At 55.7% G+C, this 14,735-nt stretch carries 13 protein-coding genes, 1 tRNA gene and 1 pseudogene; 3 read left to right on the forward strand and 12 right to left on the reverse strand.

Annotated elements, in window-relative coordinates:
• Positions 1-7 precede the first annotated feature (7 nt).
• From NWP14_RS07995 to NWP14_RS08020, 6 genes are all read right to left on the reverse strand, one after another.
• The gene (locus NWP14_RS07995) at positions 8-667 is read right to left on the reverse strand and encodes an amino acid ABC transporter permease (RefSeq protein ID WP_375215139.1); all 660 of its coding nucleotides are present in this window, start codon (positions 665-667) and stop codon (positions 8-10) included.
• The gene (locus tag NWP14_RS08000; RefSeq protein ID WP_375215140.1) at positions 657-2,039 is read right to left on the reverse strand and encodes an MmgE/PrpD family protein; all 1,383 of its coding nucleotides are present in this window, start codon (positions 2,037-2,039) and stop codon (positions 657-659) included. The genes NWP14_RS07995 and NWP14_RS08000 overlap by 11 nt, the downstream gene beginning before the upstream one ends.
• Before the next feature lie 50 nt (positions 2,040-2,089).
• The gene (locus NWP14_RS08005; protein ID WP_375215141.1) at positions 2,090-2,878 is read right to left on the reverse strand and encodes a transporter substrate-binding domain-containing protein; all 789 of its coding nucleotides are present in this window, start codon (positions 2,876-2,878) and stop codon (positions 2,090-2,092) included.
• A gap of 54 nt (positions 2,879-2,932) precedes the next feature.
• Positions 2,933-3,907 carry an agmatinase gene (locus tag NWP14_RS08010; RefSeq protein ID WP_045854814.1) on the reverse strand — a complete coding sequence of 325 codons (975 nt, stop codon included), beginning with the start codon at positions 3,905-3,907 and terminating at the stop codon, positions 2,933-2,935.
• 26 nt (positions 3,908-3,933) lie between these two features.
• Positions 3,934-4,806 (reverse strand): MurR/RpiR family transcriptional regulator, encoded by an 873-nt coding sequence (locus NWP14_RS08015; RefSeq protein ID WP_331834105.1) that lies wholly within the window; start codon positions 4,804-4,806, stop codon positions 3,934-3,936.
• A gap of 387 nt (positions 4,807-5,193) precedes the next feature.
• Positions 5,194-6,087, reverse strand: a complete 894-nt coding sequence (locus NWP14_RS08020) for a LysR substrate-binding domain-containing protein (protein WP_095105529.1) — start codon at positions 6,085-6,087, stop codon at positions 5,194-5,196.
• A 122-nt stretch (positions 6,088-6,209) separates the two neighbouring features.
• Between NWP14_RS08020 and NWP14_RS08025 the strand changes: the two genes are divergently transcribed.
• Entirely contained in the window at positions 6,210-6,605 is a 396-nt protein-coding gene (locus tag NWP14_RS08025; protein ID WP_095105531.1) for a VOC family protein, read from the forward strand.
• 35 nt (positions 6,606-6,640) lie between these two features.
• Here the strand turns inward: NWP14_RS08025 and NWP14_RS08030 are convergent.
• The 4 genes and pseudogenes from NWP14_RS08030 to proB all read right to left on the reverse strand — a co-directional run.
• Positions 6,641-7,106 (reverse strand): annotated as a pseudogene (locus NWP14_RS08030) (IS30 family transposase); the annotation flags it as partial.
• A 584-nt stretch (positions 7,107-7,690) separates the two neighbouring features.
• Positions 7,691-7,766, reverse strand: a tRNA-Thr gene (locus NWP14_RS08035).
• Between the two features lie 115 nt (positions 7,767-7,881).
• The gene (proA, locus tag NWP14_RS08040) at positions 7,882-9,135 is read right to left on the reverse strand and encodes a glutamate-5-semialdehyde dehydrogenase (RefSeq protein ID WP_375215142.1); all 1,254 of its coding nucleotides are present in this window, start codon (positions 9,133-9,135) and stop codon (positions 7,882-7,884) included.
• Between the two features lie 10 nt (positions 9,136-9,145).
• Positions 9,146-10,249, reverse strand: coding sequence for a glutamate 5-kinase (gene proB, locus NWP14_RS08045; protein WP_159235870.1), 1,104 nt, complete (start codon positions 10,247-10,249; stop codon positions 9,146-9,148).
• A 288-nt stretch (positions 10,250-10,537) separates the two neighbouring features.
• Here proB and phoE point away from each other — a divergent pair, with 288 nt between their 5' ends.
• Complete coding sequence (gene phoE, locus NWP14_RS08050; protein ID WP_095094208.1) at positions 10,538-11,590, forward strand: phosphoporin PhoE; 1,053 nt, start codon at positions 10,538-10,540, stop codon at positions 11,588-11,590.
• A gap of 64 nt (positions 11,591-11,654) precedes the next feature.
• On the opposite strand, the gene NWP14_RS08055 is transcribed toward phoE, so the two are convergent.
• A complete protein-coding gene (locus tag NWP14_RS08055) occupies positions 11,655-12,218 on the reverse strand; it encodes a C40 family peptidase (protein ID WP_375215143.1) in 564 nt (187 codons plus the stop codon).
• A 326-nt stretch (positions 12,219-12,544) separates the two neighbouring features.
• Between NWP14_RS08055 and NWP14_RS08060 the strand changes: the two genes are divergently transcribed.
• On the forward strand, positions 12,545-13,489 hold the full coding sequence (locus tag NWP14_RS08060) for a LysR family transcriptional regulator (RefSeq protein ID WP_375215144.1): 945 nt from the start codon (positions 12,545-12,547) through the stop codon (positions 13,487-13,489).
• Here the strand turns inward: NWP14_RS08060 and NWP14_RS08065 are convergent.
• Positions 13,486-14,553 (reverse strand): ABC transporter substrate-binding protein, encoded by a 1,068-nt coding sequence (locus NWP14_RS08065; RefSeq protein WP_331834108.1) that lies wholly within the window; start codon positions 14,551-14,553, stop codon positions 13,486-13,488. The two genes, NWP14_RS08060 and NWP14_RS08065, sit on opposite strands and share 4 nt — an antisense overlap.
• Between the last annotated feature and the right edge of the window lie 182 nt (positions 14,554-14,735).

A 14,735-nucleotide genomic window follows, 5' to 3' on the forward strand; every position in this document is an offset into this window, starting at 1 on the left:
TGGTTCCTCAAGGTCGACGGTAAATAAAGCGCGGGCCTATCCAGTTCAGGATCTGGCGCACGGCGATGGCTAATACCAGATAGGCAGCGGCGGCGATAATGTAGGCTTCGAAATTACGGAAGGTGCGGCTGGCAATCAGGTTGGCGCTGAACGACAGCTCCTCGGTTGAGATCTGGCTGCATACCGCCGAACCCAGCATGATGATAATGACCTGACTGACCAACGCGGGCCAGACTCTGCCAAGAGCCGGAGGCAGCACCACGCGGGTAAAAATGTGCCAGCGGTTCAACGCAAGGCTCTGCGCCGCTTCGATTTGGCTGCGCGGCGTGTTCTCAATACCGGCGCGGGCGATCTCACTGGCGTACGCGCCAAGGTTGAGGATCAGCGACAGCACGCTGGCCGTCAGCGCCGACATCTGTACGCCCACCGCCGGCAGGCCGAAAAAGATAAAAAACAGCTGGATGATATAGGGCGTATTGCGAACCAGCTCGACATAGCTGGCAATGAGCCACCGCAGCGGGCGTGGGCCGTTGGCGCGGCCCCAGCCGCAGGCAATCCCCAGGGCAATGCCCAGTAACGTGGCCACCAGCGTCATCATGAGGGTGATAGCGATGCCGTTAAGCAACATCGGCCACTGGCTCAATACCGGCGAAAAATCAAAGCTCATGGTCTGGTTTCTCCAGTAGTTGTGACAGCCGCGCCACGGAGGGCAGGGCGATAACCTGGCGCAGTTGGGCCAGAAGGTGACGACTCGTGGCTGCGGGTAGAGCACGCCGGGCGCATGACAGGAATTTGTCATCCAGCGCTTCATCGCTCAAAGGATGGGCGGCATTGCCCAACGCGCGATCGACACGACAGCTGAGCTGCCGCCCCGATTTCAGATTCAGGGTGACGCAGGCACCTTCCGGGGCGGTTTGCAAACTCTGCGGGTGTTGCCACTGCGGGCTGCTTGCGATCGTGACTTTCGCCATCAGCGCATGGAGCTCCGCCGGTTCCAGCGACGCCTGCGTCAACTGATTCAGGGTTAACTCGCCATAAAATAGCGTGGCGGCGATGGCATAGGGCAGGCTGAATTGCGCCTGTTGCGGAGTCAGCGGATCGGCGTAAATCAGGTTGGCGAGCACGATCTGCGGCACATCGCACTGGATCTGCTTGATTCCATCCACCGCAAGCGTATGCCGTTGCATCAGGGTGACAACCGCATCGACGGCCGCGTGAGCAGACAGGCATACCGGGATGCGTTTAACGTCCAGCCCCGGCTGCAGCAAGCGCCAGCCGGGAGCGGTTAACCGCTCCGGCTGCCATTGGGCATTGTTCATCAGCATCGGCAATCCGTAATGATGCTCCAGCGTATTGAGCGGACCAGTGATTCCCGCTTGCGCCATCAGCGCCGCCTGAATGCCTCGTTCGGCGGCCAGTCCGGCCATCACGGCTTTCGCATCGCTGCCAAAGGCGCTTTTACTGCCGCCAGCGGCGGCGAGAGCTAACGCAATGGCGTGCGCAACCTGAGGCGTATCCAGGCGTAGCAGGTGGGCGGCGGCAACGGCGGCGCCGACCACGCCCAGAACCCCGGTTGTCCACCATCCGCGTTGATACAGCTGCTGGCCCAGCGCTTCGCCGAGCCGGTATTGGCATTCGCTGCCCGAGACAATGGCCGTCAGCAGACTGGCGCCGTCGCGGTCATACTGCTGAGCAACTGCCAGTGCGGCCGGGATGATGACCGCGGAGCCATGGACGAATCCGGCGTAGCAGTTATCATCGAAATCCAGCGCGTGCGCGGCGCAGCCGTTGATCCGCGCGGCGTCCAGCGGGCTGACGCGCAGCGTGCCGCCCAGCGTGCCGCCCAGCGTGCTGGCCTTACCCTCGCTCATTACCGTCCGTTTCAGACGCTGCACTATCGGCATCGTGCTGCCAGCCAACGCCACGCCCAGCGTGTCGATCAGCGCGCGACAGGCGACCCGCCGCACGTCGCCTGGGATCGACGACAGCGTTATGGCCGCCGCCTGCCGGGCCAAAATATGGGTTGCATAATGGTTCATGTTATTCCCCACCAGAGAAAAGACTCCCCGCCCGCAGGGAGCCATAATGCTTAGGATTCAGGCAGATCGCCTGCTGGCGCACCCAGCCACTTCTGCGAAATCTGATTGATGGTGCCGTCGGCTTTCGCGGCGCGCAGAATTTCATTCACTTTGGCAACCAGCGCGGGGTTACCTTTCGGCAGGCCGACGTAGCACGGGGCGTTAGCCAGAATCACTTTTAACTGGATATCCAGGTCGGGGTTTTTCTGCTTCAGCGCGCCGGCGACGGTGGTACCGATTGCCACTAATTGCGTTTGGCCGGACATGAACGAGGCGATAGTGCTGTTGTTATCTTCAAAGCGTTTGACGTTAGCTTTCGGTGCCAGGGTCGTTAACTCTTCATCCTGCATCGAGCCGCGGGTTACCGAGACCGTTTTGCCCGCCAGCTCGTCGGCGTTGCTGGCTTTCACCCCGGCCTTGCCAAACACCGCATCAAAGAAAGGCGCATAGGCGATGCTGTAGTCGATCACTTTGGCGCGCTCCGCGGTTTTACCCAGCGAGGAGATGGTCATATCCGCTTTACCGCTTTGCAGATAGGGGACGCGATTTGGGCCTGTGACCGGCACCAGCTGCAGCTTCACGCCCAGTTTATCGGCGATCAGTTTGGCGGTGTCGATATCAATGCCCTGCGGCTGCATATCACTCCCCACAAAGCCATAGGGGGCGTAATCCTGAGGGACCGCAATACGCACCACCTTTTGCTGCATAATGGTATCCAGCAAATCGGTGGCGCTGGCGGAGAGGCTGGAGAATGTGCAAGCGAGTCCCAGCATTGCTGCAAATGCAAACTGTTTTTTCATCTCATTATTTCCCGTTCAGGTTATTGTTACGTAAATGCGCGGTCATGAGGCGGATTAACTATTTTTATTGAAATAACCCGCGCGCACCGCAGTGCCAATTAAATTGACAAAGAACCGACAGGCGGTAATGGCGGTAATTTGGTTAATATCTTTCTTCGGCGTGATTTCAACCAGATCCATGCCCACGACTTTGCCTTTTGCCACCAGACCGTGAATTAATTTACGCATTTGGTGATAGGTTACTCCGCCTAATGCCGGGCCGTTGACCGCAGGCATAATCGTTGGGTCAATACCATCGGCGTCACAGGTAATATAATAATGACCGCCATCAGGAATACGTGCTAACAGGCTGTCAATACCCTCATCATGCAGCTGATGGGCAGGAATCAATTTCGCACCATATTCCAGCGCTGCGTCCACCTCTTCCTGGCGGGCCGAACCGTTTGCGCGCAGGCCAATTTGCCAGATTTCGCCGATGTGCTTCATTTCCGAGGCCCGGCGAATGGGGCTGGAGTAACCATCGGTCACGCCGTTGACATCCTGACGCCAGTCCAGATGAGCATCGACATGAATCAGGGTGATGGTTTCATTCAGTTCATCCAGCGCGCGCAGCACCGGAATCGGAATGCCGTGGTCGCCACCAATCACCAGCGGCATGCCTCCCAGTTGCAGAATTTTACGTACCACCGCTTCGGCCGCTTCGTAATGTTGACCAAGGGCACGCGCATCGCCTGCGATATCGCCGCAATCGATCATGCGAATATCCTGATTATCCATCAGCGGGCCGCCAATATCGAAATCGTAACGCTCAATGCTGCGCACCGCGCGATCGGTCGCCTGGCGCACTGCCGTTGGTCCATTGGTTTGATCGTTGGTGACCTCATCAATGGAATAAGGCGAGCCATAAGGAATCCCTAATACGGCGATATCTACGCGATCCAACGTATTTAAATCACTGACTACTTCGGAATAAAGCAGGCTCTTATGACCATGTTTCGGTGCGGTGGTCATTTCGGATTTATATCTCATTTTATCCTCTGGTCTGTCGTGAATAACTAGTTAAGACTCCACCACTCTCCGGTGGCCCATAATTGTTCTTCGGTTCTTTTCACTGCCGAGTGAATATCGGTCCGGGCGTTGGCGGCAAATAATGCCACCAGTAATTCACTAACTAATAAGGCTGGCGTAATGGTGTCGAAAAACGACGCCGTTTTCTTTTGTACCAATATTGATTCCGCGGCCAATCTTGCGACAGGAGAACTGGCATTATCGGTAATTGCGACAACACGGATTTTCCGTTGGGCTAAATAGCGGGCCAGCGTGACGGCCCGTCGGGAATAGGGGGCCAGACTGACCACCAGCAGCACATCTTTGGCATTAATCTCCCCCATCAGCGTCATCATGCCGCTTTCGCCTGCGCCATCAATCAGGCGCACATTATTGGCGAACCAGGCGCTGACATGTTGAAAATGGAAGACGACAGGAAACGATGAGCGAAGTCCCAGACAGTAAATGGTCCGCGCTTCTGCCAGCAGCCTGCTGGCGCGGATCATCGACTCAAGGTTCTCCTGACGGCAAAGTGTTTCGATATGGGCCTGCGTGGTCGCGGCCAGGTCGCGCAGCAGAGAGGCTTCTCCCTGCTTATTCATCGCAACCATCCCCGGCACTCGTGATTCATAGATGCTGCTTTTGGCACGTACGGTGGCGATAAACACTTCACGCAACGCATCGTAGCCGCCGAGTCCGAGGCGTTTTGCCAAACGGGTCATCGTGGAAGGCGGAACGCCGGCAAGACGTGACTGTTCACGCATCGACATCACCGCCACTTCCTGGGCGTGGTCTAACACAAAGCTGGCCGCCTGTCGTTCCTGACGGGGGAGCTGTTCGTACATTGCTTTTAGTCTGGAGATAACTTCAGCCTGTTCCATATGTTATTCCCTTTCGGTTTGACACAATCACAATTGCAACGTATGTGCCAAAGATGATTTTCATTGATTGGAATGAATCAAAATTAAACCCGCGGAAATACACCCTGGTGGCATAGGGAGGGAACGTTGATCCCAGGAATGATTAGTCTGATTCAAAACGGCGTGAAAAAAGTGGCGGCGTTATTTTTTAAGGTCGTTAACGACGTGCTGTTGTACGTTTTTTGCGCACCAGAGTAGGGCGTCGACTGTTTGCTGATGGAGCAAAAAAAGTGTTTATGGGGCAGGGCAGCGCTAATGAGGGCATAATTTAGGGCAATTAAAGCGGGTTCGCGTGAGCTCCCATCAGAAGAATCCGGTCACACTTAATGGTTAGGAATCTCAACCGCATCACGGTTTTTGGGGAGCCATTTCTGCCGATAACCATTCGGCAAGTTGCTTTATGGTTTGGTGGTGGTTACCTTCGGGATTGCTGACGAAATAATGTGCTGCACCGGATAAGGCTGTGTTGAAAGGGGCAACAAGCAACCCGTCTCTCAGAGCATGTTGTGCCATCAACTCACTGACAATAGCCACCCCCTGTCCTGCAATCGCAGCCTGAATTACATGAGCCTCGTCGGTGAACCGTGGCCCGGCGTTAATATCCAGCGCCGCTGGGCCAAATTCATTGCGCCAGCGCTGCCAGTCTGGCACAGGTTGTGGTATCCGGCGACCATCGGTATGAAGCAGCGTGACTTGTAGCATATCCTCTGGCGTCTTCAAGGTGAGCTGTGGGCTGGCGACCAGCACGAAACGATCCCGGTATAGCAGGCGTGGTGCCAACTGCTCATCCGGTTCAGTACCGTAGCGCAGGGCCATGTCAATCTTCCTGCTGCGCAAATCCACAATGCAGTCATCGGCATGTAGTCGTAGTTCTATTGTGGGGAACTCGCGCATCAGCGCCGGTAGTCTCGGTACCAACCAATGAGTGATCATCGCGGTGGTGGCTGTTAGCGTCAGAACTCTTGGACGTTGTACCTCAACAATTTCTTCCACCGCATTTTCTAGCAACCGGAAGGCCTGAATGGAGGCCCGTTGCAGAATCTTCCCGCTAGCGGTGAGTTCTACCTTGCGTGGTGTTCGTTCAAATACACTAACCTCCAGCAGACTTTCCAGCAGTCGGATTTGGTGGCTGATGGCCGTTGGCGAAACGCCAATTTCTTCAGCGGCCAGTTTGAAGCTTTTTAGTCTTGCTACTGCATCAAATACTTGTAGTGAACGTAAAGGCGGAAGTCTTTTTTTCATGATGAGTTTTTTACATCTTTAGCTGAGAATTATGATTTTGATTAACTATATAACATCAAGATATCTTCTTACATGCAGCATAGAAGATGAAAATTATTCATTGAGTTAATCAGGAGATGACCATGTCTAAAACAGCGGTAAAACAGCTTCGTTTAGTAATCACTACAGAAGATTTTGATAATGCGCTTTCCTTCTATCGCGATAGACTTGGATTGACGCAAATTAGTGCTGTCCCACCTGATGAAGGTAGGGTGGCAATACTTGAGGCGGGCAAAGCTACGTTAGAGTTGGTAGAACCAGCGACAGCTGCTTACATCGATAATATTGAAGTCGGTGAGCGAGTTTCCGGCTGGGTACGGGTAGCGTTTGAGGTGGTAGACATTGCCACAGCAACCGCAACTTTGGTGGAGGGAGGCGCGCGTATGCTCTCAAAACCAAGGGTGACGCCCTTTAATTCTTTGAATAATCGTCTGGAAGCGCCAGCAGGATTACAGTTAACACTGTTTCAACCACTGTGAAAACAAGCCTGCCAGATGGCTGGGAACTATTTGTATTAGCTATTTATTAGCATCCGGAATGTCCGCTTTGTGCTGCGAGTACAACCAATGGATGCAACACACTTATTGAACCGTTCTACGGGTGATTCATAGTCTGGCGTTTTTCTCGGCCTTTCGTTGAGCTGTCCGGCAACACTGTTAAGCCTTTGCTGGCTGTGAACCGATAAGTCAGTTCCTGTTGGAAATATTGTCTGAGCAATCTGTTCGTATTTTCATTTGAGCCACGTTGCCGGGGAGATTGAGGATCACAGAAATAAACCTGAATGTCTGTCGCTACAGTAAATCGGGTGTGGCTGGTCATTTCAGCCCCCCGATCCCATGTTAATGTTTTTATAAAGCTCAACAGGTAATTCCCGGGCTTGTCTGATGAGCGCAGATATAACCGTTATGGTCTTTGTTGTCCCTGATTTTGGCCAGCATAACAAAGCGGGAATGGCGTTCTACCAGGGTGACGATATACGTAAAGAACGTGATGTTATTTCGTCGGCAATAGTCAAGGGTCCCCGCCTCTTCAGAGGCGCGATAGAGCAGGCTAGAGTGATTCTGTACTGCACTGAGGGCATGACCGGAGGCGTTAAGGATCTCATTGGCGCATTTTATTTGCGCCAGATTGAGCCTCAGCCTGATCGGACAATAATTTTCATAACAACCCTTCGAAATCCAAACTCTCCTGTGAGAAAGACGAGAGAGGGCGTTCCTGCGGTAAAAACCCGATTTTAACCTTAACAATTCTTAACATATTTAACGGCTTTTTTAAGAAGCAGCCTGTTATTAATGTATTGATATCAATATGAAAATATTTTTTTAAGGCTGAAGATATAAAAAGCGTATGCATGCCAAAAGACACTTCATATCGAAGCTAAAGTGTTTTTAAACATCTCATCGCGGGGGGCTTCTATCCTGAACAGTGTATGGCAGTTTTGATGCCCTGGTTCAGCGATAAGAACAGTGAGCTTAAGTGCGTTGGCCGCGGGGAAAAAAGTAACCCTGGTGTAACCCCAAAGAGGTTTTTCAGGATAGTTCTTTCTGTAACTTATTGATTTTGATGGTGCCGATAATAGGAGTCGAACCTACGACCTTCGCATTACGAATGCGCTGCTCTACCAACTGAGCTATATCGGCCCTGAAGAGGACGCGTTCACCGGGGTGAACCACGGGGTAAAAGGTTAAAACTAAGTGGGTGATGCGTCAATGGCCTTATGAATCAACCGGCTACTTTTGCATCACCCGTCTGGCTTTAAGCACGAATAGTATCGTCGCCGAAACCAATCCACTTATAGGTCGTCAACGCTTCAAGGCCCATCGGGCCGCGCGCGTGCAGCTTCTGGGTGCTGACCGCCACCTCCGCGCCGAGACCAAACTGGCCGCCGTCGGTGAAGCGGGTGGAGGCATTCACGTACACCGCAGAAGAGTCCACCTCGTTGATAAAACGATTCGCGTGGCTCAGGGTGCGGGTGAGGATGGCATCAGAGTGCTGGGTACCGTGCTGGCGGATGTGCGCAATGGCGTCGTCGAGGTCGGCAACGACTTTGACATTCAGATCCAGCGACAGAAACTCGTCATCGTACTGCTCGGCCTTCACCGGCTCTACGCTCGCCGGGCCGTTCTGCAACACCGGCAGCGACCGCGCGTCAGCGTGCAGCGTCACGCCGCTTTCCGCCATCTGCTTGCTCAGCGCAGGCAGGAAGCGCCCGGCGATGTTCTCATGCACCAACAGAGTCTCGACGGTGTTGCAGGTGCTCGGACGCTGGGTCTTGGCGTTGACGAGGATCTTCAGCGCCGGTTCAATCTCGGCGGACTCATCAACAAAGATATGGCACACGCCAATACCGCCGGTGATGACCGGGATAGTTGACTGCTCCCGACACAGCTTATGCAGGCCCGCGCCGCCGCGAGGGATCAGCATATCGATATACTTATCCATCTTCAGCATCTCGCCGACCAGCGCCCGATCGGGACTCTCAATCGCCTGTACCGCAGCGGCCGGCAGCCCGCACTCTTCCAGCGCCTGCTGGATCACCTTCACCGTCGCGGCGTTGGTGCGCCAGGTTTCTTTCCCGCCGCGCAGGATGGCCGCGTTGCCGGTTTTCAGGCACAGGGAGGCGACGTCTACGGTGACGTTTGGTCGCGCTTCGTAGATCACGCCGATAACGCCCAGCGGGACGCGACGGCGTTCAATACGCAGGCCGCTGTCGAGCAGCCCGCCGTCAATGACCTGTCCCACCGGATCGGCCAGGCTGCACACCTGACGAACGTCGTTGGCTATCCCGTTGAGGCGCGCCGGAGTGAGCGCCAGGCGATCGAGCATGGCTTCGCTCAGGCCGTTGGTGCGAGCTTCTGCCAGATCCTCGGCGTTAGCCCGCAGAATAGTCTCGGTCCCGGCCTGCAGATAATCGGCAATCTTCTCCAGCACCTGGTTCTTTTCGCGGCTGGAAAGCAGCGCGAGTTTGTAAGAGGCCGCTTTGGCAGCTATGCCCATTTGTTCCAGCATTTTCAGCTCCTTAACGGATTATCATATCGTCACGATGGACGGCGACCGGGCCATACTCATAGCCGAGGATCGCATCAATCTGCTGCGAGTGCTGGCCGGCAATCAGGCGCAGCGCATCGCTGTTGTAACGGCTAACGCCGTGAGCAATATCGCGGCCGTCGCTATTGCGGATGCGGATAACTTCGCCGCGCGAGAAGTTGCCGGTAACGACTTTGATGCCTTTCGGCAGCAGCGAGCTTCCTCGTTCCAGAATCGCCTGCACCGCACCGGCATCGACGGTGAGTTCTCCCGCCGGCGGGGCGCCGAAAATCCAGCGCTTGCGGTTCTCCAGCGGGGATTCCTGCGCGTGAAAACGCGTACCGACCGAGAGGCCCTGCATCACATCGCCAATTACGCCAGGCCTGCTGCCTGCGGCAATGATGGTGTCGATACCCGCACGGCAGGCGACGTCGGCTGCCTGCAGCTTGGTGCCCATCCCGCCGGTACCGAGGCCGGAAACGCTGTCACCGGCAATCGCGCGCAGGGCGTCATCAATACCGTGCACGTCCGTAATGAGCTCGGCCTGCGGATTATTACGCGGGTCAGCGGTGAACAGGCCCTGCTGATCGGTCAGCAGCAGCAGCTTATCGGCGCCGGCAAGAATAGCGGCCAGCGCCGAAAGATTGTCGTTATCGCCGACTTTAATCTCGGCGGTTGCCACGGCGTCATTTTCATTAATGACCGGCACGATGTTGTTATCCAGCAGGGCGCGCAGGGTATCGCGGGCGTTAAGGAAACGCTCCCGGTCTTCCATATCCGCGCGGGTCAGCAGCATCTGGCCAACATGGATACCGTAAATGGAAAACAGCTGTTCCCACAGCTGGATCAGACGACTCTGTCCTACCGCCGCCAGCAGCTGTTTCGACGCAATAGTCGCGGGAAGTTCCGGGTAGCCGAGGTGCTCACGACCGGCGGCGATGGCCCCGGAGGTCACAATAACAATGCGGTGGCCCATGGCGTGCAGCTGCGCGCACTGGCGCACTAATTCGACGATATGGGCGCGGTTCAGGCGGCGGGATCCGCCCGTTAAAACACTGGTGCCCAGTTTTACCACCAGCGTCTGGCTATCACTCATGATTCTCTGCCGTTCAAAAGGAATATCGATATCGAGGTGATGTTGTAACAGGAGTCAGGCCGCTTGCCAACAACGGCGTTTTTAGCGCGCCGTTTTATTGCACGGGATCGGGCATTCTGGAGAGGGATGATGACAATTTTATGATGGAAACATTTAAATACCCTTTTTTATAAAAAGTTCCACATTGTCATAAATTTTTAATACTGGAGCGTTAAAAAACCTCCTGTTTTCACGGGGCCTTCGCCCGGAATTGATTAGCGCGTATAAATAAATCACCAGGACTGAATAATGAAAAAGAGCTCACTGGCATTAATGATGATGGGTCTTATTGCTTCTTCGGCTACCCAGGCAGCCGAAGTTTTCAACAAAAACGGCAATAAGCTGGACGTGTACGGTAAAGTCAGAGCGATGCACTATTTAAGCGATGATGACAGCAAGGACGGCGACCAGACCTACGTTCGTTTCGGCATCAAAGGCGAAACCCAGATTAACGATCAGCTGACCGGATACGGTCGCTGGGAATCCGAATTCTCCGGCAACAAAACCGAAAGCGACTCTTCCCAGAAGACTCGTCTGGCGTTCGCTGGCGTAAAACTGAAGGACTTCGGCTCCTTCGACTACGGCCGTAACCTCGGCGCGCTGTACGATGTTGAAGCCTGGACCGATATGTTCCCGGAATTCGGCGGCGACTCTTCCGCTCAGACCGATAACTTCATGACCAAACGCTCCAGCGGCCTGGCAACCTACCGCAATACCGACTTCTTCGGCGTGGTTGATGGTCTGGATTTGACCCTCCAGTATCAGGGTAAAAACGAAGGCCGCGAAGCCAAGAAACAGAACGGCGACGGCTTCGGTACATCTTTAAGCTATGACTTCGGCGGCAGCGATTTCGCCATCAGCGCAGCCTACACCAGCTCTGACCGTACTGACGCCCAGAACCAGCTGGCTCGCGGCGTGGGTAAAAAAGCGGAAGCCTGGGCTACCGGCCTGAAATATGACGCCAACAATATCTACCTGGCGACCATGTATTCTGAAACCCGCAAAATGACCCCGATCAGCGGCGGTTTTGCGACTAAAGCGCAGAACTTTGAAGCGGTGGCACAGTACCAGTTCGACTTCGGCCTGCGTCCGTCCCTGGGCTACGTGCTGTCAAAAGGTAAGGATATCGAAGGCGTGGGTAGCGAAGACCTGGTCAACTATATCGACGTCGGCCTGACCTACTACTTCAACAAAAACATGAACGCCTTCGTTGATTATAAAATCAACCAGCTGAAGAGCGATAATAAACTGGGTCTTAGCGACGACGACATCGTTGCCGTGGGCATGACCTACCAGTTCTGATTATCCTGACGTATACAGTAAAAAAGCCGTTGCGGTTTACGCAGCGGCTTTTTCTTATGGTGAATTAGCGGTTTTTAGCCAGGTGCCGGCGATCGTCGTTCATCGTTATCTGGGCGTTATACTCTTTCGGCAGACGACGCGCCTGATAGAAAGCCGATTTCCAGTACGGATTGTCCAGCGAGGAGCGCATTACGCCCTGGCTGGCCGAGGCGTGGAGAAAATCATGGTTGGTGTCATAGAAGCCGACGTGCATGCCGCCGTTAATGCGAAAGAACACCAGGTCTCCGGGGCGCAGCTGCTGAGGCTTGACCCGCTCGCCCATCCGCAGCAGCTCTTTGGTCGTGACCCTGTCCATCGGCAGGTTGAAGCGATCCTTCAGCGTGCGCCAGACGAAGCCGGAACAGTCGACTCCGCTTTGATCGGTGCCGCCCCATTCATAGGGCGTTCCGTGCCAGGTATGCATCTGATCGTGCAGCGCGGCGAGCACCGGGATCAGGTCATCTGAACCGCCGTCGATAGGCGCATATTCATGCTGGGCCGCGGTTTTCGGGTGCTTAGCCGGGGATGAACATCCTGCCAAAATCAAAAAAGGAACAAATAATAAGGCGTGCACAAGCTTTGGCGTCATATCATTATTTTCATAGTGAGCTATAGAACGGAATTATTTATAGCGTATTCACCATATTGCCAGAATGGGATGAGATGATATTTACGAAACCTTACGTTAGGCGCACGCATAATTCGTCATGCCGGCGGCGCAGGTAATATTAGCGTTAACATTTCAATCTCATTTATTAATAAATAATTTCACTATTAAACAATATTTCACGGAAACTTTGCGGGTGCGAGGATTGCGGCTAACGACAAGGTGAAAGATCCTCATCATCCCGGCATTGCGCCGCCGGCCCGCCCTCCAGTACTTTTGTGGCATAAAAGAGAGAACGGGGCGGGTCTATGCATCTGGATTTTCGCCAACTGCGCAACTTTGTGGCGTTGGTTGAGTACGGCACCTTTAATCGTGCGGCGGAGGCGGTGTGCCTGTCGCAATCGGCCTTCAGCCGCAGCATTCAGGCGCTCGAACAGAGCGTCGGCCATCCGTTATTCGACCGCCAGAGCAGGCTGCCGACGCTTACGCTGCACGGGCAAAAGCTGCTGCCGTACGCCCGGCGGTTTCAGGAGCTGAACGTCGAGCTCAGCAGCCAGCTGCGGGAGGCGGATGATGCGCAAAACGGCGAGGTCGCGTTTGGCTGCGGCCCGGCGCCCTCCGCGCGGCTGATCCCGGCCGCCGTGGGTGAGTTTCACCGTCTGCTGCCGCAGGCGCGGGTGCGCTTTCAAATTGATAACTGGTTTGCCCTGCATCATGCGCTCACCACCCAGCACTATCCTTTTGTGGTGGCCGACAGCTGGCAGGCCGAACTGGATCCGCAGCTGCGGGTCCAGCCGCTCAGCCCGCAGCGCTGCTTCTTCGTCTGCCACGCCGACCATCCGCTGGCAAAGCGGGGGCCGGTCTCTATCCAGGAGATGCTGCGCTATCCTTTTGCCGCGCCGTACTTGCCGCCCGGAGTGCGCAAAGTGCTGGCGACCCTCAGCCAGCAGCAGGACTTTGCCCCGGCGATTCAGTGCGACCATATCTACGCGCTGCTCTCCACCCTGGCGCATACCGATGCGATAAGCTTCGCCAGCGAAGACGGCTTTGCGCTTTGCCAGCACAGCCACCGGCTGGTCAAGCTGGAGCTAAGCGACCTGCCGGACGAGTGGCGGCTGATGCAGACCCGGTTTGCGATTATCTCCCCGGTTCACGCCGCGCAGCCGCCGCTGGTGGCAAAGCTGATAGAGGTTATCCTGCTCGCCGACCGCCAGCATCAGCTTCAGCTCCTGGCCCGGCAGGAGAGAGGCTAACCGCCGTTTGCCGGCTGGCCTTTGCCATCGTACTGCGGCCAGCGGTTTTCCAGGCCCTGCGTTTTTAGCGCCTGTTCGACAAACCGACCGTCCACCCACTGACCGACGTCAAAAGCGCTGCGGATCAGGCGGCCGGATTGGGCCTGCCCGACGCTGCTGCTGAAGCTGTCGGTGAGGAACGGGTCGATGCGCGGCGAGGTGGTGAAGTTAAGATCCTGCGGCTGCAGCTCCTCCAGGAACAGCGCCTGCGGGATCTGGCTCTGCTGCGCCATCTCTGCCGACCAGGCGTCCCGGTTGGCCGGGTCGCTGATTTCAGCGGCGTTCTTCACCAGCACGTCGATAATCTGCTGGGTGGCCTGCGGCCAGGCCGCAATAAAGGTTTGCGTCCCGAGGAAGCCGGCTTGAGTGGTGTTCTGACGGCCGGAATCGCCGCTTTTCACCACCACGTCTATCTTATCTCCGCGCAGCGCCAGCAGCGAGACGCCGCCCCAGACCGCATCGACGCGACCGGCCGCCAGCGCGGCTTTGCCGGCGTTCCAGTCGAGATTAATCACCTGCATGCTGCGTTCGTTAAGACCGACGGTTTGTAAGGCGCGATCGAAGGCCAGCTGATCCGCCGTACCGCGATAGACGGCCACCCGTTTCCCCTTCAGGTCCGCGAGCTTTTTAATTCCCGAGGCGGTGGTTGCCGCGAGGTAAGATTCGGAGCCGCGGCTGCCCAGCAGCAGGCGCGTCGGGAGCCCGTTGGCTTTGCCGATAATCGCCGCCAGATCGCCGAGGTAGACAAAATCAAGCTGCCGGTTGGCCAGCGCCTCATTCACCGCCGGGCCCGCGCCTTTGAAAAACTGCCACTGCACCTCCACGCCCTGCGGCTTAAACACCTCTTCCAGCTGATGGCGGATAAACGCCATGCCGACGGGCCCTTCGATAAACGGCTTACTGCCCGCGCTTTGATCCGGCACGCCGATGCGGATCGTGCGCAGCTCCTCGCCCTGAGCGCCGGCCAGCAGGCCAACGGCGGCGACCAGCGCCAGCAGGGTGCGGCTAAAAAATGCTTTCATCATAAGTTATTGCTCCTCTGAGTTTTTTTCTCACCCTAAAGAGCCGAAGTGCCGGGTGTTAAATGCTTTTATGCGCAGAGCAAAGCTGAAAAAAAGCTAAGCCAGGGGCCGCGTGCCCGACAGGCTGAAATGCATTCGCTGCATCGGGATTATTCGTCTAACGCAATGGCGGCAGGGCGCAAGGA

It is taken from the genome of Klebsiella sp. C349492, assembly GCF_042055345.1.
In the GTDB taxonomy this organism is placed as follows: Bacteria; Pseudomonadota; Gammaproteobacteria; order Enterobacterales; family Enterobacteriaceae; genus Klebsiella; species Klebsiella scottii.